We start from the raw sequence: 21,887 nt of genomic DNA on the forward strand, positions 1-21,887 counted from the left end.
CGTCACATGGCAAAACCAAGACATCAGCCCGGCCTTCCCACTCGCCAGCAGATCATCGATTTCATCACGTCATCGGACACGCCGGCGGGCAAGCGCGAGATCGCCAAGGCGTTCGGGCTCTCGGCGCACGAGAAGATCGCGCTCAAGGCGTTGCTCAAGGACATGGCCGACGAAGGGCTGATCGACAGCGCTCCGGGCCGCGCGTTCCACAAGGCCGGCGGGCTGCCCAAGGTGACCGTGCTGCGCGTCTCGGATGTCGACGATGGCGGCAACGTCTGGGCGGTGCCCGAGCGCTGGGACGCCGACGCCGCGCCGATGCCGCGCTTGCGCGTGCGCGAGCGGGGGAAGCGCTCCGCATTGGGGGTCGGCGACCGCATCCTCGCGCGGACCGAAGAGGCCGGGAAGGGCTGGATCGCGCACCCGATGAAGCAGCTCGCCAAGGGCGACGAGCTGATGCTTGGGGTGCTGCGCTGGGAAGGCAATGGCCTGTGGCTCGAAGGCGTCGAGAAGCGCGAGCGGCGGCAATATCCGGTGTCCGATGCGGGCGACGCGCAGCCGGGCGACCTCGTGCTCGCGGAAAAAACGGGACGCCCGCCGCGCATCACCGCGCGCGTGACCGAGCGGCTCGGCGATCCGTTCGCGCCGCGCAGCTTCTCGCTGATCGCGATCCATGAACACGGTATTCCGGACGTATTCGGCGACGACGTGTTGGAAGAATCCAACAGGGCCGCGTTGCTTCCTGTGGGCGAAGATCGAGAAGATCTGGCCCACCTGCCGATCGTCGCGATCGATCCCGCCGACGCGCGCGATCACGACGATGCGGTGTGGGCCGCGCCCGACGACGATCCGGGCAATGCGGGCGGCTGGCAGGCGGTGGTCGCGATCGCCGACGTGTCGTTCTACGTCCGCCCCGGCTCGGCGCTCGACCGCGAAGCGCGGCGGCGCGGCAATTCGGTCTATTTCCCCGACCGCGTCGTGCCGATGCTGCCCGAGATCCTGTCGGCGGAGATCTGCTCGCTCAAGACCGGCGAAGACCGCGCGGCGCTGGCGTGTCACTTGCAGGTGGGCAAGGACGGGCAGCTCAAAAGCTGGCGCTTCACTCGCGCTCTCGTGCGGATCGCGGCGAACATCGCGTATGAGGACGCGCAGGCCGCAATCGATGGCGAGCTCGATCATCCGCTGACCGACACCGCTCTCAACCCACTCTGGGCCTGCTGGCGCGCGCTGGCCAAGGCGCGCGACGCGCGCGAGCCGCTTGATCTCGACTTGCCCGAACGCCGCGTCGTGCTCGACGAGAAGGGGCGAATCATGTCGGTCGCGCCGCGCGAGCGGCTCGACGCGCACCGGCTGATCGAGGATTACATGATCGCCGCCAACGTCGCCGCGGCCAAGGCGCTCGAAGCGAAAAAGGCGCCGGTGATGTACCGCGTCCACGAGCCGCCGAGCCGCGAGAAACTGGTGGGGCTGAAGGACTATCTGGAGACGTACGGCGTCAAGTTCGCGCTCGGACAGGTCATCCGTCCGGCCACGTTCAACCGGATTCTCGACAAGATCGGCGACGTCGATTTCCGCCCGCAGGTGATGGAGCAGATCCTGCGCAGCCAGACGCAGGCCTATTACGCGCCGGACAATCATGGGCATTTCGGGCTCAGCCTGGGCAGCTATGCGCACTTCACCTCGCCGATCCGGCGCTATGCCGACCTCGTCGTTCATCGCTCGCTGGTGAGCGCGTACGCCCTCGGTCCCGGCGGACTGACGTCGGACGAAGCGGCGGGGATGGAGCGGATCGGCGAGGCGATCAGCCGGCTCGAACGCCGCGCGATGGAGGCCGAGCGCGATACGATCGACCGTTACGTCGCGGCCTATCTCGCCGAGCGCGTCGGCGAGCTGGTCGAGGTGCGGATCAGCGGCGTGACCAATTTCGGCTTCTTCGCGACGGTCGACGGGATCGGGGGCGACGGGCTGATGCCGGTGCGCGACCTGGGGGGCGAATATTTCCGCTACGACGAGGTCGCCAAGAAACTGGTCGGGGAGCAATCGGGCGACGAATATGCGATCGGCCAACGGCTCACGCTGCGGCTCGCCGAGTCCAATCCGGTGTCGGGCGCGTTGCGCTTCGAACTGCCCGAAGGAAAAGGCGCGGCGCGTGGATCGCGGCCGCAACGCGACTTGAAACGGCGCGGGCGACCCGCCAACATCCGGCACCAGGGTAAACGCCGCAAATAGGGGAGTATCGTCATGGGAGCAGCAGCAGGGGCGGCCGCCGCGGTGGCACGAGCGCGGCGGCGGTTGATCTCGCACTTCATGGCGCAGGATGCCGTCTCCGCCGACAAGGCGATCGGCTATGCGCCCGAGCGTGGGATCGAGCGGCGGCTGCTCGAGCGGCTGATCGACAAGGGCGTGCTCCAGGTCGGCAAGGCCGGCACCTACTGGCTCGACATTCCCGCGTACGACGCGTGGAGCAAGGCACGGCGACGGCGCGCGGGGATCGCGGTCGGCGCGGTGGTTGCGATCGGCGCGGCGCTCAGCCTGTTCGCCGGGTGATGAACGACCGGCTGCGCCTGACCGGCACGACCGCGCCGGCCGAGCCGCCCCCGATACCGGCGGCTGCGCTCAGGGTGCGTGGGCGGATCGCCAAGGCGATGCTCGCGGCGCACGCGCTGGCGCCCGAGGATGCGATCGCCTTCACGCCCGATCCGCGTGACACCGCGGCGTTCGCTCGGATGCGCGCGACTGGGGTGGTCCGTGAGGTACCGGGCGGGCGCTTCTGGTTCGATCTGGTCGCCTATCACTTGCGCGAACGGGCGCGCAGCCGCGTGCTGACGATGTGGGGGTTGCCGCTCGCGCTGCTCGCCGCAGTCGTGATCGTGATGTTCTATTAGCCGACGCGAAACGTCAGCCCCGCTTTCGCCACCAACCGCTCGCGTAAGCGGTCGCCCATCAATGCGCCGGGGGTCCAGATCCCGCCCGCCCCCTCGACGTCTTGCACCAGGCACAGTGCCGCCTCGGCGATCATCTTGCTGGTCGACCCATAGCCGGGGTCGCGGTCGCCGGTGACGACGCATTCGACGCGTGCCTCGTCGGGATATTCGCCGATGAAGATGATGTCGTAGCAGCCGGAGTCGCGTTCTTCCTTCGACGGGCCTTCGCCGGGCTTGGGACCCTTGTCGCTGGCCAGCGGGTTGATCTTGGCGATCGCCTCGGCGGCCGCCTTGCCGATATCACCGAGCCCGGCGACCATCATCTCGTCATAGACGAAGTCCGTGCCGTAGCGTTCGCCGAGCAGGAAGTTGGTGCGGTGGACGTTCTTGGTGTTGATCGGCGCCATGATGAACGGCGCGACCCAGGCGCCGACGGACTTGTCGTATTCGGGGAGCAGCCCGGTCGGCTGGTGCGGACCCGAAAAGCCAGGCGTGAGCGCGAAGGGGCTGGTGAGCAACGCAACGATCCGCGGGTCGCGCGCGGCGGCAGCCAGCGTCGCCTTCAGGCTCGCCGCGGTCCCGCCCGAAAACCCGCCCTTCATCACGCGAACGCGCCCTTTGACGCGGGGGGCGGGCCTCCCATGCTTGGCGGTCGCGCATTGCTGGAGGCTCAACACGCCCAAGTCGAACGGGATCGAGTCGAACCCGCAACTGAACACGATCCGCGCGCCCGATTTCTGCGCAGTCTCGTGGTGCGCGTCGATCATGTGCCGCATCCAGGCGGGCTCGCCGCACAGATCGACATACGCGGTGCCGGTCTCCGCGCACGCGGCGACGAGATCGCTGCCGTAGAGCTGATAGGGGCCGACCGTGGTGACGACGACCGTCGCGCGCCGACACATCGCATCGAGGCTGGCGGGATCGTCGGAATTGGCGGTGATGAGCGCGGCGCCGGCGGGCGCGCCGATCTCGTCGCGGACTTCCTCGAGCTTCGACAACGAGCGCCCGGCCATCGCCCACTTGACCCCGCTCGGATAGCTCGCGACCAGATATTCGGCGACCAGCCGCCCGGTAAACCCGGTCGCGCCGTAGACGATGATATCGAATTCGCGGGCCATTGCTTTTCTCCTCTCCCGCTTGCGGGAGGGGCCGGGTGGGCCTGTCCAGCAAAGGGTCGCGACAACATGCCCACCCAGCCGCGGGTGAAGCAAGCCCCCAGCTTGCTTCAGGTCGTCCGGGGGACGACCGACCCGCCGCTCCCCCTCCCGTAAGCCGGCGGGGAAGCTACGCCGCTTCGCTAAACTGCAGCGACGCCAACCGCGCGTACAGCCCGCCCTTGGCATTGAGCGTCGCGTGGTTGCCCTGTTCGACGATGCGACCGTCATCCATCACGATGATCCGCCCGGCCGCTCGGACGGTCGCCAGACGGTGCGCGATGACCAACGTCGTGCGACCGCCCATCAGCCGTTCGAGCGCTTCCTGCACCAGCCGCTCGCTTTCAGCGTCGAGCGCGCTCGTCGCTTCGTCGAGCAGCAGGATCGGGGCGTCGCGGAGCAGTGCGCGGGCGATCGCGACTCGCTGGCGCTGCCCGCCCGACAGCCGAGCGCCGCCTTCGCCCATGAAAGTGTCGAGCCCATCGGGCAATTTGCGCAGGAACTCGGCGGCATTGGCGGCCTCGGCGGCCGCCCAGATCGCTGCGTCGCTTGCACCCCATTCGCCATAGCGGATGTTGTCGCGCGCCGACGCGCCGAAGATGACGGTTTCCTGCGGGACCATCGCGATCCGGCGGCGGATCGCGGCGGGGTCGGCTTGGCGGAGAGCCACGTCGTCGATGGTGATCTCGCCGCTTTGCGGGTCGTAGAAGCGCTGGAGCAACTGGAACAACGTCGTCTTGCCGGCCCCCGAGGGACCGACCACCGCGACGGTCTCTCCCGGCTCGACGTCGAGCGAGAAATCGACCAGCGCCGACACGTCCGGCCGCGTCGGATAGCGGAATGCGACATGGTCGAACCGGATCGCGCCTCTCGGCGGCTCGGGCAGCGCGACCGGGTCGGCGGGGGCATGGATTTCGGGTTGCTCGGCGAGCAATTCGCTGAGCCGTTCGGCGGCGCCCGCCGCGCGCAGCAGGTCGCTATACACATCGGACAGCGCGCCGAACGCGCCCGTCGTCAGGATCGCGTAGCCGATGAACGCGGTGAGCGTGCCCGGTGACATCTCCCCCTCCGCCACGGCCGAGGCGGAGCCCCAGAGCAGGAAGGTCACCGCGCCGAAGATCAGGGTGATGAAAAACGCGGTCAGCACCGCTCGAATGAAAATCCGCCGCTTGGCCGCGCTGAAGCCTCGCGCGACCGTGTCTGCAAAGCGCTGACCCTCGCGCCGTTCCTGGCCGAACGCCTGCACGACCTTCATAGCCGAGAATACCTCGACTGCGTTGGAACCAATGTCGGCGATACGATCCTGACTGGTGCGGGAGGTCGCCCGCAGCCGCCGGCCCAATAGTAGAATCGGCGTGAGTACGACCGGGATGCCGATGAGGATCATGGCGGCGTATTGGGGCGCCAGGATGAACATCCCAACGGTGCCACCGATCCCCGTGATCAAATTGCGCAGCGCGACGGAGACGGTAGTCCCGACCGCCATCTCGATCTGCGTGGTGTCGGCTGTCAGGCGCGAAGCGATCTCCGACGGCCTGTTCTCCTCGAACCAGCGCGGCGCCAGTCGCAACAGGTTCTGCTGCACCGCGATCCGCACGTCCGCCACGGTCCGCTCGCCGAGCCAAGAGACGAAATAGAAACGGATCGCGGTCGCCACTCCGAGGCCCGCCACGATGAGCAGCAGGTGATAAAATACGTCGTTGACATGGGCCATGTCGGCCCCGTGCGAGAAGCCGCGATCGATCAGCGGTTTCAGCAAGGCGGGAAAGGACAGGGTCGCCGCAGACGTCCCGAGCAGGGCAAGCAGTGCAATGCAGAGCTGCAGCGGATAACGGCCGGCATAATGCCAGACCATCCGGAGACTACCAAGCTTACGGCCCGGCTTCGGCGTATCGGGAGCGGGATCGGCCATCGTTTCGCCCTAGCAGCGGCATGGCCGCACCCGCAACGATCCATCGCATCAGCCGTTGTGTGCAGTGCAACACGGGCCTAGGGCTTGATGGCGGGGACGCCAGTAACGATTTGGGGGCAGATGCTTTACGACGCTTACGAAATGCAGCGGTCGATGCTGGCCGGTGCGAGCGCCTGGGCCAATTTTGGCGCCGAGCTGCTGGGTAACCCCGCCAATCCGTTCGCCTATTTCGGCGGCGGTCCGGTAATGGCCTCCGCGCTTGAGGTGTTCGCGCATGCAGCGGCGCCTCGCGGCAAGCCCGCCTTCGCGCTCGACCACACGATGGTTGACGGCAAGCGGGTCGATGTCCGCGAGGAGATCGTCCTGAAAAAGCCGTTCGGGCAGTTGAAGCGGTTCGTCCGCGCCGGCGTGGAAGGCGGACCCAGGCTGCTGATCGTCGCGCCGATGTCGGGCCATTACGCCACGCTGCTGCGCGGTACGGTCGAGCGGATGCTGCCGTTCGCGGACGTCTACATCACCGATTGGCGCGACGCGCGGCAAGTGCCGCTGAGCGACGGCAGTTTCGATCTCGACGACTATATCGATTACCTGATCGAGTTCATGCACGCGATCGGGCAAGCCAATGGCGGGGAGCGCGCGCACATGCTCGCGGTGTGTCAGCCATCGGTGCCGGCCTATGCCGCGGCGTGCCTGATGAGCGCCGACAAGGATCCGTGCCGGCCGAGGACGCTGACGATGATGGGCGGCCCGGTCGATACGCGGCAAGCGCCGACGGCGGTCAACACGCTTGCCACCGAGCGCCCGTTCGCCTGGTTCGAGCAGAATGTCATCGCGACCGTGCCGGGCAATTATCCGGGGGCGGGGCGCCGGGTCTATCCGGGCTTCCTGCAGCTCGCGGGATTCATGACGATGAACCTGGGCAACCACATGGTCTCGCACTGGGAGATGTTCAAACACCTCGTCCAGGGCGAGGACATCGAGGCCGAGGCGACCAAGGATTTCTACGAGGAATATCGGTCCGTCTGCGACATGACCGCCGAATTTTACCTCCAGACCATCGACGTCGTGTTCCAGCACCATTCGCTGCCCAAGGGCGAGATGACGCATCGCGGGCGCAAGGTCGATCCGGGCGCGATCACCGACATAGCTTTGCTCGCGATCGAGGGGAAGCGCGACGATATTTCGGGGCTAGGCCAAACCAAGGCCGGGCTGACGATCGCCAGCAACCTGCCCGCCGCGGACAAGAAATATCTCGTGGCCGATGCCGGGCATTACGGCATCTTCAACGGCAGCAAGTGGCGCACTCAGATCGCCCCGGTGGTCGAAGCCTGGATCGAAGCGCACGGCTAGCTCCGTCATGCCAGCGAAAGCTGGCATCTCGTGCCGCCGAAAGACTCCAGCTTTCGCTGGAGTGACGTCAACTGCCAAGAACCGCGCCGATCGCCTGGTCGATCTCGGGCCAGCTATAGACGTTGAGCGGCTGCCCATTGAGGTACAGCGTGGGCGTTCCCTTCACGCCGGGGGTCACCGTCGCCTTTTCCTCGCGCTGCCGATCGACGCGGAATGCGGCCGCGTCGGCGAGGCAGGCATGGGCGCGCGCCCTGGTCAGGCCATGGCTCGTCGCGAAGGCGGTGAAACCCCATTGATCGGCATATTTGACGCGGTCGGCCGCGGTCGCGAACGGATTGCCCGTCGGGTTGGCCTCGGCCCATTGTTCGTAGGCGAGCGCCAGCGTCGGCTGGCTGTCGTAGAAATCGTCCGAGAAGCGCAGGAAGTTGGCAGGACCAGCGCAGCGCAGCAGCGCGTGGAGGATCGGATCGGCGCTATGCACCGCGAAGGGATGATACTCGAAGCTGACCTGGCCGGTCGCGATCCGCTCGCGGAAACCCTCGACCGTGGCGCTGTGAAATCGTTGGCAGAATGGGCAGGTCAGTGAGCCGTATTCGACGACCTTGGCCTTGGCGGCCGGGTTGCCGACCAGGAAGCCGCCATTCGCGGTCAGCGTGACTCGCTTCTCCCACGGTACCGGCACGGGCGGCTTGGCGGGAGCGCGACGCACGACCTTGCGCGAGCCCGGGCCAGCGAAGGCACCGGACGCAGGCAGGGCAAGCGCGAGAACGGCTAGAGCGGCGAGCATTTTCATCCCGCCGCTCATGCCGTTTTCGCAGTTGCGTGACAATCCGATGTTACGCGCCGGTCGCCTCCGCGGTCGTTCCCACCACCGCATGGCTGCCTTCGTCGCCGGCCTTGATCTTGCCGCCGAACAGCATCTTGACCTTGCCGGCCAGGCTCACGTCGGTCTCCCACATCTCGGCATCGTCCACATCGAAGCGCAGCAGCGCGAGATTGGGATCGCTCTTGCCGCCGGGAAACCACGCCTCGACCTGGCTGTTCCAGAGCTTGTCGACCATCCCGAAGTCGTTATCGATCCGCGCGTTCCCCGACAGGCACGCGAAGAAGTCGTGCCCCTTCGCCACAAACTGCGCCATCGTCTTGCCACCTTGGGCGAGGCGGTTGTCCTTGCCGATGAAGAAGAAGATCGTGTCGACCTGCTCCTGGTCGAGCTGCGCGGTCAGCGGCTCATGATGCCCGCCACCTTCGAGTCCGATCATCACGAACGGACTGTCGGCGAGCTTCTTCCAGAAATGCTGCTTGATTTCCTGCGGGTCGGCCATTCGTAGCGCTCCTGACATTTATCAAGGAGCAAACGGCCGACCCGCGCGGAAATATCCCTAGGGGCGGATCAAAGAACTTCGAACAGCCCCGCAGCACCCATGCCGCCACCGACGCACATCGTCACGACGACGTACTTCGCGCCGCGGCGTTTGCCTTCGATCAGCGCGTGGCCGGTGCAGCGCGCGCCGGTCATGCCGTAGGGATGGCCGATCGAGATCGAGCCGCCGTTGACGTTGAGCAGCTCGTCGGGGATGCCGAGCTTGTCGCGGCAGTACAGCACCTGCACCGCAAACGCTTCGTTGAGCTCCCACAGGCCGATATCGTCCATTTTGAGGCCGTTGCGCTCGAGCAATTTGGGGATCGCGAAGACGGGGCCGATGCCCATCTCGTCGGGCTCGGTACCCGCGACCGCCATACCGACATAGCGACCCAGCGGGGTGAGGCCGCGCTTCGACGCGAGCGATTCTTCCATCAGTACGCTGGCCGACGATCCATCCGACAGCTGACTGGCATTGCCCGCGGTGATCGTGAAGTCGGGGCCGAGCACCGGCTGCAAGCCCCGCAGCCCCTCGATCGAGGTTTCGGGGCGATTGCCCTCGTCCTTTGTCACTTCGACCTCGTGATGCGTGACTTCCTTGGTCTCCTTATTGGTCATCGCCATCGTCGCTTTGACCGGCACGATCTCGGCGTCGAAATAGCCGGCCTGCTGTGCGGCATGGGTGCGCTGCTGCGACTTGAGCGCGTACTGGTCCATGTCTTCACGGCTGATATTGTAGCGCTTCGCCACGACCTCGGCGGTCTGCAGCATCGGCATGTAGACGTCCTTGTGCATTGCCAGCAGCTCGTCGTCGCGACCGACGCGCATCTGCGGGGTCTGCACCATGCTGATCGATTCGACGCCGCCGCCTACGCACACGTCCATATTGTCGACGATGATCTCCTTCGCCGCGGTGGCGATCGCCATCAGCCCGGAGGCGCACTGGCGGTCGACCGACATGCCGGCGACGGTCACCGGCAGCCCGGCGCGGAGCAAAGCGGTGCGCGCGATATTGCCGGCCTGGACGCCCTGCTGAAGCGCGGCGCCGAACACGACATCCTGCACCTCTGCCGGGTCGATCCCGGCGCGCTCGACCGCGGCCCGAATCGAATGGCTGGCGAGCGTCGGCGACGGCGTGTTGTTGAACCCGCCGCGATAGGCGCGGCCGATCGGGGTGCGGGCGGTGGAAACGATGACGGCGGAGCGCATTTCAGTCCTTTCGTCGCCCCGGCGGAGGCCGGGGCCGATGCGTTGAGGAGCGCTGCCGGTCTTGCTCGCGCAACCCGGCGGCCCCGGCCTCCGCCGGGGCGACGCACTAGTTCAAACGAAAATCTGGCTAATCCATTCGGCGATCAAGGCTGGCTTGTCCTTGCCCTCGATCTCGACGGTGAATTCGTTGGTCTGCTGCCATTGGCCGGGACGCTTTTCGATCAGCTCCATCAGCTTGAAGCGGCCGCGCACCTTGCTGCCTGAGGGAACGGGCGTCAGGAAGCGGACTTTGTTGCCGCCATAATTCACGCCCATTTTCACGCCTTCGATCTTCGGCTGATCGGCCTTCGACGCGAGCAACGGCATCAGCGACAAAGTCAAAAATCCGTGCGCGATGGTGCCGCCGAATGGCGTCATCTTCGCCATTTCGGGGTTCACATGGATGAACTGGTGGTCGCCGGTCGCGTCGGCGAACTTGTTGATCATTTCCTGGCTGACCTCGACCCAGTCGGACACGCTCTCGCGCCCGATCTGGTTGGCGAGGTCCAGGATCGTGATGGTGTCGGCAGTGGTGGCCACGGCATTCCCCTCGGGACGGTTTCGGCGCTAAAGGCCATCGCACATCCTCTACGGCGTGCCCCGCCCACGAGGCAAGCCCGACCCGACCGAGACTTTGAAAATGACTGCCGACGCTACGTCTTCCGCCCGTAAAATCATGGCCGCGCAGTACCGCGCACCCGAACCCGATATTCTAAAGCCGTTATTGGCGCGCGCCGCGCTGACCCCCGACTCGCGCGCGCGAGTGATGGGGCACGCCAGCGGGCTGCTCGCCGACCTGCGCGCGGCGCAGAACAAGGGGTGGGTCAACCAGTTCCTCCAGGAATATCGGCTCAATTCGTCCGAAGGCGTGGCGCTGCTGAGCCTCGCCGAGGCGTTCCTCCGCGTGCCCGATCCGGAAACCGCCGACCTCCTGATCGCCGACAAGCTCGGCGATGCCGACTGGCGCGCGCACACCGGCGAATCGAACTCGTCGCTGGTCAACATTGCGACGTGGGGCCTCGTGGTCGGCCGCGCCTTGGTCGGCGAGGGCGATCAGGGTCCGCTCCGCCGCCTGATCAGCCGCGCCGGCGAGCCGTTCGTGCGTCAGGCGGTCGGCGCGGCGATGCGGATGATGGGCGAAATTTTCGTCATGGGCCGTACCATCGACGAAGCGATGGCGCGGATGCGCAAGCCCGACAATCGCGGCTTCACCGCCAGCTTCGACATGCTGGGCGAAGCCGCACGCACCATTGAGGACGCTGCGCGTTATTTCAACGCGTACACCAATGCGATCGACGCTGTCGGGCGCGACCCGGCGGCGGGACATTCGATCTCGGTCAAACTGTCCGCGCTCCACCCGCGCTACGAGGTCACGCAATATGACCGCTGCGTGCCCGCACTGACCGAGATGCTCGAAGCGCTGGCCGTCCAGGCGGCGGGCAAGGGCATCGCGCTGACCGTCGATGCCGAGGAGTCCGAGCGGCTCGAGATGAGCCTCGACATCATCGGCGCGGTTGCCGCGCTGCCGGGTCTCAAGGGCTGGGACGGGTTCGGCATGGCGGTGCAGGCGTACGGCAAGCGCGCGCGGCCGGTGGTCGAATGGGCGAACAGTCTCGATCGCCTGATGAACGTGCGGCTGGTCAAGGGCGCCTATTGGGACAGCGAGATCAAGCGCACCCAGGTCGAAGGTTTGAGCGACTACCCGCTGTTCACGCGCAAGGCGGCAACCGACGTGTCGTACCTCGCGGTGGCGCGCGACATGCTCGATGCGAAAAATATCCGTCCGGCCTTCGCCAGCCACAACGCGCTGACCGTCGCGACCTTGATGGAATGGGCTGGCAATAGCCGCGAGTTCGAGTTCCAGCGGCTGCACGGTATGGGCGATGGGCTGTACGAGCGGCTGGTCCTCGAGCAGGGCTATCATTGCCGCATCTACGCGCCGGTCGGCGGGCACCGCGATTTGCTCGCGTATCTCGTGCGGCGGCTGCTCGAGAACGGCGCGAATTCGAGCTTCGTTCACCAACTCGCCGACGAGAATCTAAGCGAGGCCGATATCCTCGCTGACCCCGTGCAAAAGATCGCCGCGGTCGGCGGCACGCGACACCCGAGCATCCCGCTGCCGATCGACCTGTTCGGCGACCGCAAGAATTCGACCGGCATCGATCTCAGCGATCGGGATGTACTGGCGAAGACCGCCAAGGTCGTCGCCAAACTTCCTGCAGTCGAGGTGCCGAAAGCGGACGTTGCAGCAAGCATCGAACGTGCCCACGCAGCCTTTCCCGCCTGGTCTTCGACCGCAGTCGAACAACGCGCGGCCATCATGGAAAGCCTCGCCGACAGCTTCGAAGCCAACCGCGACGAACTGATGGCGATCTGCGTGCAGGAGGCGTTCAAGACGATTCCCGACGCCATCGGCGAAGTGCGCGAAGCCGCCGACTTCTGCCGCTATTATGCCCAACAGGCGCGCGCCGGAATGCAGCTGATCGAGCTTCCCGGGCCGACCGGCGAACGCAATACGCTCCACCTCGACGGGCGGGGCGTGTGGGCGACGATCGCACCGTGGAATTTCCCGCTCGCGATCTTCCTCGGCCAGACCGTCGCGGCGCTGGTCACGGGTAACACCGTGGTCGCGAAACCGGCGCCGCAGACCCCGAAGATCGCCGCTGCCGCCGTGCGCCTCGCGCATCAGGCCGGGGTGCCCGAGGACGCGCTGATCCTGGCGCCCGGGGGGCCCGAGGTCGGCGCCGCGTTGACTGCTGATCCACGCATCCTGGGAGTCGCTTTCACCGGCTCCACTGCCACGGCCAAGAAGATCGCGCGGTCCTTGCTGGAAGACGACGACCGCCCGATCGTCCCGCTGATCGCCGAAACCGGCGGGATCAACGCGATGATCGTCGACTCTACCGCGTTGCCGGAGCAGGTTGTAGCCGACGTCGTCACCTCGTCGTTCCGGTCCGCTGGCCAACGTTGCTCGGCGCTTCGGCTGTTACTGCTGCAGGAGGATATCGCCGACGGTGTCATCGCAATGCTCAAGGGCGCGATGGACTTGCTCGTGCTTGGCGACCCTGCCGATCCGCGCACCGATGTCGGCCCGGTGATCGACCAAGGTGCGTACGACAGGCTGATGGGCTACCGCGCCGCGCCCAAGGGCAAGGTGCTCAAGACGCTCGACTCGCCCACGACCGGGCTGTTCGTGCCACCGACGCTGATCGAACTCGATCGTATCGAGGATCTCCAGACCGAATGGTTCGGCCCAATCCTGCATGTCGCGACCTGGCCCGCGGGCAAGCTTTCGGAGACGATCGCGCGGGTCAACGCCAAGGGCTACGGCCTGACGATGGGCCTCCACAGCCGCATCGCACGCGCCGGGGACGTCGCCGAGGCCGAGGCGGCGGTGGGCAACCTCTACGTCAACCGCAGCATGATCGGTGCGGTGGTGGGGTCGCAGCCGTTCGGCGGCGAAGGCCTGTCGGGCACCGGTCCCAAGGCCGGCGGGCCGCATTATCTTTACCGCTTCGTCGCCGAACGCGCGGTCTCGGTCGACACCACCTCCGCAGGCGGCAACGCTACGTTGCTGAGCCTCGACGAAGGCGGGATCTAGACGCCGCCCTCCTGATCCGACGCCGAACGGTCGCCGGAGGAGGGCGGCTTGCCGATCGTGTCGTTACTGTCGCGGATCGCACGCGGTTGCTGCGGCTGGACCATGCCGCCCTCTGCGGCGGACAGCGTGACTTGGGTGGGATAAGCGAGTCCGATGCCGTCGTCGTTGAAGCGTTGGACGATCGCCAGCCCGATCGAATGGCGCAAGTCGAACATGTCCTGGAACGCGGCGCTGGGCGCGTCGAACTGCAGCTCGAAATCATAGCTTTGCATCCCGAACGCGACGAAGCCGGCGCGGACGAACGTCCCCTGATGGTCCTCGACGATGTCCTTCAGCAGGTGCGGAAGCTGTTCCATCACGTTGACCGGGGTGGTCTGAACCACTCCCAATGTGAAGATGATGCGGCGATATTCGCGCTGGGTGTTGTTGATAATCTCGAAGTCGAGAAGCTTCTTGTTGCCGACAATGCGGGCTTCGCCGGCGGTGCCGCGGATGCGCGTCGAGCGCATGCCGATATACTCGACAGTGCCCGACGACGTGTCAAAGCTAATCGCATCGCCCCGCCGGAAGGGCCGGTCGAAGATGATGGCAATCGCCGCGAACAGGTCGGCGAATACGCTCTGCGCGGCGAGCCCGATCGCGATGCCGCCGACGCCGAGGCCGGCGACGAGACCGGTGACGTTGACGCCAAGATTGCCCAGCACCAGCACCAGCGCGATCGCGAACAGCGCGAAGGTCACGAAAAGCCGGATCAGGCCCATCGCGTTGGTGAGCGTCTCGCCGTGATAATCGCTAGCCGAGGTGCGGTGCTCGATTCCGCCGAGGATGATCTCGCGCGCCCAGATTGCCCCCTGGAACACCGCCGCGATAGTGAAGAGGAAATGGACGAAAGCGATGACCCCGGCCGGCGCTTCGGCGAATTGCGCGAAGCCGACCACGATCTGCGCCGCCGACATCGCGATGAAGAAATTGTTGGTCTTGGCCAACGCGCGGCCGAACACCGTGCCCCAGCCCGTTTGCGACGTGTCGCGCGCACACAATCTTTTACCCAGGCTCTTCACGAGATGGAGGCCGAGGAACAGCAGGATCCCGGCCCCGATCGCGATCAGGATCTGCAGCCAGTGTGTCTCGAACCAGGCCGAGGCCGCGTCGTAGAAATCGCCGGCCTGCCGCTTCAAGTCCAGATGGTGCGCCGCCGGAGGTACGGGCGCGTTGGTGTTGCTCATCATTCTCTCTTCAGGCGGCCTTGCGCCTTGGCTTGGCGCCAGCTTCGAGGAACGCGATCAGACCGCGCTCGTAACGATCGAGATAGCGCGTGGCGCGCGGCAGGTCGAGATTTTCGCGGAATTGGCTCTGGCCGTTCTTGACGAGGTCGATCAGCGCCGGGTGGACGTACGATTTGCGTGCGATGGCCGGGGTGTTGCCCAGCGTCTCGGTTACCGGCTCGAGCATGGTCTTGAGGCCGATATCGTGTTCCGCTTTGGCGAGCGTCTCGAACGCTATCACGCTCGCGCTCCAGGTGCGGAAATGCTTGGCGGTGAAGTCGCACCCGGTCGCGGTGCGGATGTAATCGTTGACGTCGGACGAGCTCACGCCGTGCGGCTGGCCATCCTCGCCGACATATTGGAACAGTTGCTGGCCGGGCAGGTCCTGGCATTTCTTGACGAACCGCGCGAGGCTGCGATCGGTGATCGTCAGGGTCTTTTCCTTGCCCGATTTGGCGCGGTATTTGAGGCTGAGCTTGCCGCCTTCAATTCGCGCGTGGCGGTCGCGTAGGGTGGTCAAACCGAAGCTCTTATTGGTCTTGGCATAGGTTTCGTTTCCGATGCGCAACGCGGCGATGTCGAGCAGATGGACCATCGCCGCGATCGTCCGCTCCTTGCTGTGCTTGCGCTGGCACAGGTCCGCCTCGACCCTCGCGCGGAGCTTGGCCAGCGCGCGGCCGAACGGGGCGCAACGATTGTATTTCTCGCTTTCCTGACGCGCGCGGAAATCGAGGTGGTACCGGTATTGCTTGCGTCCCTTGTCGTCCCACCCCACCGCCTGGATATGGCCGTTCGGATTCGGGTTGAACCAGGCATCGGTGTAAGCGGGGGGCAAACCGATCGTGTTCAACCGGTCGATCTCCTCGCGGTCGGTGATGCGATTGCCGTCGGCGTCCCAATAGCCCCAGCCGTGCCGCACTTTCTTCCGCGTGATCCCGGGCTGGCTGTCATCGCAATAGACTATTCGGGTCATCGGCACTCCGTTCTGAGCACCGTGCGAAATGCGCGGCTCACCGCTTCGTTCCGGAACGCCGGGCGGTGCGAGCAGTTGTCGGCGCGAGATCGAAGGAGATTTTGCGATGACCGACTTGACCAATGCGCGCGTGCTGATGATCGCGACCGATGGGTTCGAGAATGACGAATTGTTCAAGCCGCGCCAGGCGCTGATCGATGCTGGCGCCAAGGTAACGCTGGCGTCGATCAAGACCGACCCGATCCAGGGCGAGAAGGACGGCGAGAAGGCCGACACGATCACGCCCGACCTGACGCTGAGCGATGTCGATACCGAGGAATTCGACGCGCTGGTGATCCCCGGCGGTGTCAAGAATCCCGACAAGATGCGGACGCAGGAACGCGCGGTGCAAATCGTCGAGGAGTTCATGGACGACGATAAGATCGTGGCGGCGATTTGTCACGGCCCGTGGCTGCTGGTCGAGGCCGACATGGTCGACGGCCGCAAGATGACGAGCTGGCCCTCGGTGCGCACCGATCTCGAAAATGCCGGGGCCGATGTCGTGGACGAGGAAGTCGTGGTCGACGGCAAGCTGATCACCAGCCGCAAGCCCGACGATATTCCCGCGTTCAACCGCGCGATCATCGACGCGTTGACGGAAGAACTGGCCGAGGCTTGATCTGGTTCCCTCCCGCTTGCGGAAGGGCTAGGGGTGGGCCTGTACCGAAGGACCGTCCTTGCTCGGGCCCACCCCCGGCCCCTCCCGCAAGCGGGAGGGGAGAGTGATGCCATTCACCCATCTTTGCGCCGGTCGCTCGACCAAATGATACAGCGCCACCGACGTCGCCAGCACCATCGCCAGATACAGTCCGATCAGCATCGGCGGGACCGCGTGCGCATCGTCGACAAACGCCAGCTTGAACACGACGAACAGCATGAAGTGCGAAAGGTAGGTCGCGTAGCTGATCTCGCCGAAGTAATGGAGCGGACCGCGCGCGAGCGGGTTGCCGCGTATGCTCGAGGTCAGGGCAAGGCCGAGCAGCGAAGCGGCGAACGCGAACGGGACGGCAAGCTGTTCGGGAAGACCGATCGCCCAGCAGGCGAGCATCGCTGAAGCCAAAGCGAACGACAGAATCGCCGGCAATGCCGGCGAAGCCTTCCAGCGTAGCCACAACGCGCACACGGCGCTTCCCGCGGCGAACTCGGTCAGGCATCGAACGATACCGAGGCGCACGATGTCGTGGCCAAGCGTCTGCGCGTTCGCCATTGCGGCGGCAAGGATCAGCAGGAACGCCGCCGCCGCGCCGACGATCAGCCAGGTCGGGACCGTCCGCCAATCCACGGCCCGGACCAGTAGCGGAAAGGCCAGATAGGCGGCGAGCTCGCAACTGATCGACCAGGCGGGGTCGTTCCACGTCAGGGCTTGGGTGAAGCCCCAGTTCTGCAGGAGGAAGACGTGAACCGGCAACTCCGCGAACGGGAATTCGGCCGGATCGTGGCGGCCCGCCGCCGCGAGGGCCACCGCCAGCACCACTGCGCCGCCGAGCACCGCCAGATGCAACGGCCAGATGCGCGCGATGCGTTTCTGCCAGAAACGCGGCACTTCGCGCCAGCCCCCCTCGCGCAGCCGTCCGTGCCAGCTCAGCCAGATGACGAACCCCGACAGCAGGAAGAAGAAATCGACCGCGAGATAGCCCTTGGCGAAAACGTGCAGCCAGATTTGCGGCAGCCCCGCGATCGACAGGCGGATGTGGTAGAGCACCACCATCCACGCCGCGATGCCGCGCGCCGAGGTCAGCGCGCGAAGCTCGTGCGTGCCGGTCATGCTACCGCCGGCTGCGGCTCGGGCAGCGGCTTGGGCGCGCGCATCGGGCGGAACGACGCTTCGGCGCGCTTGCGCTTGAGATAGGTATCGAGCCCGATCTGCGCGCCGACCAGCATGAAGATGAACGGCTGGAACGCGACCGCGATGAAGCAGGCGCCGAGCATGTAGAGCAATTGGCCGGATTGGAGCGCGGTCGCGAGCGGCGCGATCCACACCTCGTCGGGCGGGGCGTTCCGATAGCGGCGGCGGATGACTTCCATCCGGAACAAACCCGCGAACGCGATCGCCAGCCACAGGATCAGGCCGGGCCAGCCTTGTTCGCCCAGCATCTCGAAATAGGCCGAGTGATAGGCGCGCGCGCGGTCGACGGTCAGCGTCGTGTCGAGCTTGGCATTGTCCGCGACGCCGTCTTTCTTGACGATGTCGTAGCGGATCTGGTTTTGGCGGTACATTTCGAAGCCGCCGCCCATCGGGTGCTGCCTGACGTACTCCCAGGTCCATTTCCACACCGCGACGCGCGTGGCGGCGGATTCGTCCTGCTGATACGACTTGATCGTCGACATGCGGTCGGTGAACGATTTGGGCAGGAACGGCACCGCGATCAGCGCCATCGCGGCGACGACCCCCACGTACAGAAACTTGCGCTTGGTATCGCGCAGCATGAGGAGCGCGCAGAGACCAATGCACAGCAGCCCAGTGCGCGTCGACGTCCCCACCGGGATCAACAGGCAGGCAAACACCAAGGCGTAGCAGAACAGCTTCACTTTCCAGTCGCGCCTGAAGATCGTGCCGTATTTGCTCAGCCACAGGATGGTCGGGATAATCGCGATCGCGACGGTCGAAATCGTCGATCCTTCGTACAGCCCCGAATTGTTGGTCACCATCAGATCGAGCGATCCATAGCCGCCGCCGCCCGCCGCGGTCTTGATCCCGCCGACGATGATGATCGATGACGCCGCCAGGATCATGAAGGTGAGCAGCGCCTCGATCCGCAACCGCGTGCGCAGCGTCAGCGGCAGGAACGCGGCAAACGCCAGCGCCTTCCACACCCAATCCCATTTATCGAGCGCCTCGACCGGGAAGTCGGCGCGCATCGTGGTGATCGCGCACCACCCGAGCAGCAACACCATCAACAGCTGGCGCGGCGCGGCCCGGCTGTCCTCCTTGCGGTCGACCAGCGCCCAGCTCAGCACCGCCGCCGCCACCGCGATCAACGAGATCTGCACCGAATTGAGCAACGTGTAGGTCAGCCGCTGCGGCGAGACGATGTCGATATAGACGTAGATCAGGATGAACAGGAACGGCCGGCGAAACGCCAGCCCGAACAGCGCAAGCAGAAACCCGACAAAGGCGAGATCGTGGATCATTGACGGCGAAGCGGCTTCTTGGGCGGCTCGGGCCGCTCGTCGTCCAGGTCGCGGCGGCGCAACAGCAGGATCGCCGCGAGCAGCATCAGGCCGTGGCTGATCGCCAGCGCGAAATCGTCGATCATCGGGCGTTTTGCTCCCTGCTCCGTTCGTGCCGAGCCTGTCGAAGCACGGTTGTTGCGCACGCCCTTCGACAAGCTCAGGGCGAACGGACGTAGGAAACCGTCTAAAGACGCCGAGTTATCGTCGCGTTAAATGGTCGGTAGGCATAGACTGCCGCGATATGCGCATCCTTCACGTCCTCGACCACGGGCTGCCGTTGCAGAGCGGCTACACGTTTCGCACGCGCGCGATTCTCAAGGCGCAGATCGCGCGCGGATGGCACGTCGCGGCGGTGACCGGGGCGCGGCACGGCGCAAGCGACGCGGCGCACGAAGCGATCGACGGGCTCGATTTCTATCGCACGACGCCGCCGGCCAAGACGTTCCCGGTGCTGGGCGAATGGCGCGAGATCGGCGCCCTCACTGAGCGTACGATCGAAGTTGCGCGCGACTTCCAGCCCGATGTGATCCACGCCCATTCGCCGGTGCTCGACGCCGTCGCGGCGTTGCGCGCGGGCAAGAAGCTCGGTGTGTCCGTGCTCTACGAAATTCGCGCCTTCTGGGAGGATGCGGCGGTCGGTAACGGGACGGGTCGCGAAGGCTCGCTTCGCTATCGCGCGACGCGCGCCCTTGAGACTTGGGCGGTGAAGCGGGCCGACGCCGTTGCGGTGATTTGCGAAGGTTTGCGCAGCGACCTGATGGCGCGCGGGATAGCGCCCGAGAAGATCATGGTATCGCCCAACGGTGTCGACCTGACGTTGTTCGGCGAACCGTTGCCGCGAGACGAGGCACTGGCGGACGAACTCGGGCTGGCGGCGAATGACGATGTCGTCGGGTTCATCGGCAGCTTCTACGATTACGAAGGCCTCGACGGTCTGATCGCGGCGATGCCGGCGTTGGTAGAGCGGCGTCCGCGCGCCAAATTGCTGCTGGTCGGCGGCGGGCCGATGGAGGCAAGCTTGCGCGCGCAAGCCGCCGCGTCGCCGGTCGCGCGTGCGATACGCTTCGTTGGGCGCGTGCCGCATGATCAGGTCGAACGCTATTATTCGCTGGTCGATGTCCTCGCTTACCCGCGCAAAAGGATGCGGCTGACCGATCTCGTCACACCCTTGAAACCGCTCGAAGCGATGGCGCAGCGGCGGCTGGTTGCCGCGTCGGATGTCGGCGGGCATCGCGAGTTGATCCGTGACGGCGAAACGGGCAGCCTGTTCGCGCCCGACGATCCGCAGGCGGTGGCCGATGCGCTTGCCGCTTTGTTCGCGGATCGCGGGGCGTGGGATGCGCGGCGGGCCCGGGCGCGAGCGTTCGTCGAGCGTGATCGTAACTGGTCGTCAAACATTTCACGTTACGCCCCGGTTTACCAAAAGCTTGTCGACGCACGGAAATCGGATCTCAAATGCTTGCCACGGACGGTCGCCAGCGCCTGATCTCCTTCGGTTCGTTCGTTACGAATCTGGTACCCGCCGATCGCCGGATCGCGCTGCCGATCGCGCCCGCGGTCGGGATTGGGGTCGCCGCGATCGTCGCGCTTGCCTTCCTCGTCATGCCGATCGGCGTGCTGGAGGACTTGGCGGTCGATAGCGGCGTGGCCGCGATGCTCACTGCCGCCGCCCCGCCGCTCGGTATGACCGCGCGGCTGGCCATTACCTTCTTCGCCGCGCTGGCGGCGGGTAGCGCGACCTGGTTCGGGATGTTCCTGATCCTTGGCACGCGCACCGCGATCGTCAATCGCGGCAAGACCGACGACGGAGTCCCCGTGCTACGCCGCGCCGACGCCCATCCCGACGCGCCACCGCGCCGCCCGGTGTTCGCCAATAGCGACCTCGGCACGCCCTTCCTTGAGGTCAAAGCCGAGCCGGTGGTCGTGGTTCCCGAAGAGCGCGACGTGCCGACCGATCTCGACACGCCGCTTGCCGCCTTTCTCGCGCCGAGCGATCCGCCGCTGCCGACGCCCGCGCCGCAACCGATCGTTGCCGCACCCGAGCCGATTGCAGAACCCGAGACGATCGAGCCGGACCCGCAAGCGGTGATCACACCGCTGTCGGCGCCGCGCTTCGCGCCGCACGAGCGGATTGAGACGTTCGGGCTGACGAATGCGTCGGGCGACGACGAGCCGTCCGCGCCGCTGCCGCAGGCGACGATCCACGATCTGCTCGAACGGCTCGAGCGCGGGGTGCGGCGCCAGCCGGTTGTCGCACCGGCCGAGCCCGAGCCGCAGGGCGAGAAGTCGCTCGAGGAAACGCTCGACGCGCTTCGTGCGCTCGCGCGGCGCGTGGGCTAGCTTTCTTCCACGACCAGGAGCTCGATGCTGGCCGCGCACTCGCTGCGCGCGATCACCTCGGCGCTGGCGACGAAGTGACCGGATATCGGAAAGTCCGCCTCTGGCAGCGTCGCAAGCCAGTGGTCGAACTGCTCGTCGTCGCCGGCGGTCACCGCCAGGGTCAGACGCATTCCCGTAAAGAGCATTGAGGACCAGTTGCGCCTCGCAATGAGCCTCGCTGAAACGTCGAGCGAGTTCGCCGCCGTCGATCTGGTGATCGCGCACAGGCAGTCGCGTTCGACGCGAGTCATCGCACATTCCCTTGGCTCGTGATGAAATCGATGACTCGGCGCGCGGTGCGGGCGCGGGGTTCGCGGCCGTTGCGCAAGTCGGTCACGAATCGCGGATCGTTCACGGCGAGCCTCCCGAACTTCGTCACCGACATTCCGGTTCGCCGCAGATACCGCTCTACTTCCCGCCCGATGTGCATTTCTGTCGTCCTCGACTCGCTAATCATGTTCTTGATCTGTTCTAAAATCCAACTTGTCTAGGAAATTTCCTACGACTA

At 65.8% G+C, this 21,887-nt stretch carries 20 protein-coding genes; 8 read left to right on the forward strand and 12 right to left on the reverse strand.

Annotation, left to right across the window (positions count from 1 at the left end; translation table 11 throughout):
- Window positions 1–6: 6 nt before the first annotated feature.
- The 3 genes from VH326_RS13350 to VH326_RS13360 are packed head-to-tail and all read left to right on the forward strand — an operon-like array spanning window position 7 to window position 2,882.
- On the forward strand, window positions 7–2,226 hold the full coding sequence (locus VH326_RS13350) for a VacB/RNase II family 3'-5' exoribonuclease (protein ID WP_329632326.1): 2,220 nt from the start codon (window positions 7–9) through the stop codon (window positions 2,224–2,226).
- A 12-nt stretch (window positions 2,227–2,238) separates the two neighbouring features.
- Window positions 2,239–2,544, forward strand: a complete 306-nt coding sequence (locus VH326_RS13355) for a hypothetical protein (RefSeq protein ID WP_329632327.1) — start codon at window positions 2,239–2,241, stop codon at window positions 2,542–2,544.
- On the forward strand, window positions 2,544–2,882 hold the full coding sequence (locus tag VH326_RS13360; protein WP_329632328.1) for a hypothetical protein: 339 nt from the start codon (window positions 2,544–2,546) through the stop codon (window positions 2,880–2,882). The genes VH326_RS13355 and VH326_RS13360 overlap by 1 nt, the downstream gene beginning before the upstream one ends.
- On the opposite strand, the gene VH326_RS13365 is transcribed toward VH326_RS13360, so the two are convergent.
- Together VH326_RS13365 and VH326_RS13370 are read right to left on the reverse strand one after the other, a co-directional pair.
- Complete coding sequence (locus VH326_RS13365; RefSeq protein WP_329632329.1) at window positions 2,879–4,039, reverse strand: saccharopine dehydrogenase family protein; 1,161 nt, start codon at window positions 4,037–4,039, stop codon at window positions 2,879–2,881. The two genes, VH326_RS13360 and VH326_RS13365, sit on opposite strands and share 4 nt — an antisense overlap.
- 166 nt (window positions 4,040–4,205) lie before the next feature.
- Complete coding sequence (locus VH326_RS13370) at window positions 4,206–5,987, reverse strand: ABC transporter transmembrane domain-containing protein (protein ID WP_329632330.1); 1,782 nt, start codon at window positions 5,985–5,987, stop codon at window positions 4,206–4,208.
- A 120-nt stretch (window positions 5,988–6,107) separates the two neighbouring features.
- On the opposite strand from VH326_RS13370, the gene VH326_RS13375 reads away from it, so the two are divergent.
- The gene (locus VH326_RS13375) at window positions 6,108–7,337 is read left to right on the forward strand and encodes a polyhydroxyalkanoate depolymerase (protein WP_329632331.1); all 1,230 of its coding nucleotides are present in this window, start codon (window positions 6,108–6,110) and stop codon (window positions 7,335–7,337) included.
- Window positions 7,338–7,404: 67 nt separating this feature from the next.
- Here VH326_RS13375 and VH326_RS13380 read toward each other — a convergent pair whose 3' ends face one another.
- The 4 genes from VH326_RS13380 to VH326_RS13395 all read right to left on the reverse strand — a co-directional run bounded on the left by VH326_RS13380 (window position 7,405) and on the right by VH326_RS13395 (window position 10,461).
- A complete protein-coding gene (locus VH326_RS13380; RefSeq protein WP_329632332.1) occupies window positions 7,405–8,130 on the reverse strand; it encodes a DsbA family protein in 726 nt (241 codons plus the stop codon).
- A 43-nt stretch (window positions 8,131–8,173) separates the two neighbouring features.
- A complete protein-coding gene (locus VH326_RS13385) occupies window positions 8,174–8,662 on the reverse strand; it encodes a pyridoxamine 5'-phosphate oxidase family protein (protein WP_329632333.1) in 489 nt (162 codons plus the stop codon).
- A 68-nt stretch (window positions 8,663–8,730) separates the two neighbouring features.
- Complete coding sequence (locus tag VH326_RS13390) at window positions 8,731–9,909, reverse strand: acetyl-CoA C-acyltransferase (protein WP_329632334.1); 1,179 nt, start codon at window positions 9,907–9,909, stop codon at window positions 8,731–8,733.
- Window positions 9,910–10,020: 111 nt separating this feature from the next.
- On the reverse strand, window positions 10,021–10,461 hold the full coding sequence (locus tag VH326_RS13395; protein WP_414714285.1) for a MaoC family dehydratase: 441 nt from the start codon (window positions 10,459–10,461) through the stop codon (window positions 10,021–10,023).
- A 163-nt stretch (window positions 10,462–10,624) separates the two neighbouring features.
- On the opposite strand from VH326_RS13395, the gene VH326_RS13400 reads away from it, so the two are divergent.
- A complete protein-coding gene (locus VH326_RS13400; RefSeq protein ID WP_414714283.1) occupies window positions 10,625–13,549 on the forward strand; it encodes an L-glutamate gamma-semialdehyde dehydrogenase in 2,925 nt (974 codons plus the stop codon).
- Here the strand turns inward: VH326_RS13400 and VH326_RS13405 are convergent.
- Complete coding sequence (locus VH326_RS13405; protein ID WP_329632336.1) at window positions 13,546–14,775, reverse strand: mechanosensitive ion channel family protein; 1,230 nt, start codon at window positions 14,773–14,775, stop codon at window positions 13,546–13,548. The two genes, VH326_RS13400 and VH326_RS13405, sit on opposite strands and share 4 nt — an antisense overlap.
- A gap of 10 nt (window positions 14,776–14,785) precedes the next feature.
- Window positions 14,786–15,787, reverse strand: a complete 1,002-nt coding sequence (locus tag VH326_RS13410; protein ID WP_329632337.1) for a DNA topoisomerase IB — start codon at window positions 15,785–15,787, stop codon at window positions 14,786–14,788.
- Between the two features lie 106 nt (window positions 15,788–15,893).
- Here VH326_RS13410 and VH326_RS13415 point away from each other — a divergent pair, with 106 nt between their 5' ends.
- Window positions 15,894–16,445, forward strand: a complete 552-nt coding sequence (locus VH326_RS13415; protein WP_329632338.1) for a type 1 glutamine amidotransferase domain-containing protein — start codon at window positions 15,894–15,896, stop codon at window positions 16,443–16,445.
- A 27-nt stretch (window positions 16,446–16,472) separates the two neighbouring features.
- Here the strand turns inward: VH326_RS13415 and VH326_RS13420 are convergent, their stop codons facing one another.
- From VH326_RS13420 to VH326_RS13430, 3 genes are read right to left on the reverse strand one after another with little or no spacing between them, the layout of a single operon-like run.
- On the reverse strand, window positions 16,473–17,591 hold the full coding sequence (locus tag VH326_RS13420) for an acyltransferase (RefSeq protein ID WP_329632339.1): 1,119 nt from the start codon (window positions 17,589–17,591) through the stop codon (window positions 16,473–16,475).
- Window positions 17,588–18,955, reverse strand: a complete 1,368-nt coding sequence (locus tag VH326_RS13425; protein WP_329632421.1) for a putative O-glycosylation ligase, exosortase A system-associated — start codon at window positions 18,953–18,955, stop codon at window positions 17,588–17,590. The genes VH326_RS13420 and VH326_RS13425 overlap by 4 nt, the downstream gene beginning before the upstream one ends.
- A complete protein-coding gene (locus tag VH326_RS13430) occupies window positions 18,955–19,083 on the reverse strand; it encodes a hypothetical protein (RefSeq protein WP_329632340.1) in 129 nt (42 codons plus the stop codon). Before VH326_RS13430 ends, VH326_RS13425 begins: the two co-directional genes overlap by 1 nt.
- 158 nt (window positions 19,084–19,241) lie before the next feature.
- On the opposite strand from VH326_RS13430, the gene VH326_RS13435 reads away from it, so the two are divergent.
- Window positions 19,242–20,486, forward strand: a complete 1,245-nt coding sequence (locus VH326_RS13435) for a TIGR04063 family PEP-CTERM/XrtA system glycosyltransferase (protein ID WP_329632341.1) — start codon at window positions 19,242–19,244, stop codon at window positions 20,484–20,486.
- Complete coding sequence (locus VH326_RS13440) at window positions 20,456–21,340, forward strand: hypothetical protein (protein WP_329632342.1); 885 nt, start codon at window positions 20,456–20,458, stop codon at window positions 21,338–21,340. Before VH326_RS13435 ends, VH326_RS13440 begins: the two co-directional genes overlap by 31 nt.
- Here the strand turns inward: VH326_RS13440 and VH326_RS13445 are convergent.
- Window positions 21,337–21,630, reverse strand: a complete 294-nt coding sequence (locus VH326_RS13445) for a hypothetical protein (protein WP_329632343.1) — start codon at window positions 21,628–21,630, stop codon at window positions 21,337–21,339. The two genes, VH326_RS13440 and VH326_RS13445, sit on opposite strands and share 4 nt — an antisense overlap.
- Window positions 21,631–21,887 lie beyond the last annotated feature (257 nt).

It is taken from the genome of Sphingomonas sp. (genome assembly GCF_036269755.1).
Taxonomy (GTDB): domain Bacteria; phylum Pseudomonadota; class Alphaproteobacteria; order Sphingomonadales; family Sphingomonadaceae; genus Sphingomonas.